This window comes from Streptomyces sp. NRRL S-646 (assembly GCF_000720765.1).
Classification (GTDB): Bacteria; Actinomycetota; Actinomycetes; order Streptomycetales; family Streptomycetaceae; genus Streptomyces.
The window spans coordinates 1-1,508 of the sequence record NZ_JODC01000075.1 but is presented as its reverse complement, the minus strand read 5'-3'; the positions used below and the strand labels follow the sequence as shown (position 1 = coordinate 1,508).

The following is a 1,508-nucleotide window of genomic DNA, read 5'->3' as shown; positions in this document are numbered from 1 at the left end:
GTGCAGCAGACTCATCGCTACGGCCTTCGTGCTGGTCAAGTGCCTCTGTGACGGAGCACAGAATCAGACGAAGGCCGCTCTCATGTCAGGCGCTCAGGCAAAAGCGTCAGCAAGTTCGAGGCCATGTTCGACCACAGACGATAAACGCCAAGCTAAGGGCTTGCAGATCATTAACACGTCGTCTTGATCTTGCTGTTGGGGTCGCCGGTCTGGGCTCGAACCCGAGCCTGGAGGGCTGTGAGGGCGGAGGGCGGGGTGGCCGCCGGCGGGATGACGATGCTGTGCGTCTTGAGCAGCCTCCTGATCTTCAGCAGGGTGCGGTGCATGGCGGTCCGACTGCTGTCGAACAGCACCGCGAGGGGTTCCGCGGCCAGGGCGACCCGCAGGTGAAGGACGGCCGCCAGGACCTGGTCGGGAAAGGCGAGCCGGGGCGGGCGGCCGCGCTTGACGTCGCCGTCGACGGCCAAAGTGTCGGTGAGATCGCTCAGTTGCTGCCGGGACATGCCGGTCAGGCCGGGGTCGGACAGCAGAGCATGGTCCCACTCCGGGGCAGGCTTCTGGGGAGCCCGGGTCGCTGGGACGGCAGGGCACGGCAGGGGATGCACGGCATAGTTCCAGTCGCCGTGGAAGGCGTGTCGGGTCAGTGGCAGGGCCGCCATCTCCGCGTCGCCGATCTGGACTCCGGTTGGGTAGGTGTTGGTGTCCAGCTCGGCCATGACGCGCAGGCCGGTGCGGGTGGTGGTCGCGGCGATGGACTGGACGATGACTTCGTGGCTGGTCAGCGGGCGGCCGCGCCAGTTCATGGTGATGTGCGAGAAGAGCCGGTGCTCGATTTGCCTGCTCGTTGAGATAGCGGAACTGGGCATCCCGGTCTGGATGTTGGCTTCCCTCGATGGTCTTGGCGTTGGCCTGCAGGCTGAAGCCTTCCTCCCGCAGCAGGTCCGCGATGGTGTCTGCACTGACTTTGTGCCCGGCCCGGGCCAGCTCCCGCGCCAACGTGCGGGTCGACTTCACCGTCCACCGCAGTGGCGACATCGGATCACCGCGCTCGTCCGGCTCGACCAGCGCCAGCAGTGCCGACCGCAGCCCCGGATCGAGATCTGCGACCCTCTTGCGGCCCCCGCCTGGCCGCCGCACCCGCCCCAGAGGCTCCTCGCCGGTCTCCAGCTCGAACACGCCCTTGCGGACCGTGGTCTCACTCACCGAGGCCGCCCGCGCGACGGACCGAACACCACCGTGTCCCAGGACACGGGCCTCTGCGGCCATCAGCAGCCGTCGCTGCCGCTCATCCAGATGCGGGAACAACACCGAGAATTTCATGGCGAGTTGGGTACGGATCTCGTCCGGGATGCGCATACCACACCAACGAGCCTTGGGACGGGAAGCAACACCTTGATGATCTGCAAGCCCCTAGTCCCGGAGCGTTCGGGGCAGTCCGAACATGGGGAAGAGGCCGTTGTCACCGAAGCGGGTGATGGCGGAGATCCGGTCGCCCTCCAGCGAGAGCA

The 1,508-nt window shown here is 66.6% G+C and carries 1 pseudogene; it reads right to left on the bottom strand.

Annotated elements, in window-relative coordinates:
• Positions 1-170 precede the first annotated feature (170 nt).
• A pseudogene (locus IH68_RS52330) lies at positions 171-1,356 on the bottom strand (ISAzo13-like element transposase-related protein).
• Positions 1,357-1,508 lie beyond the last annotated feature (152 nt).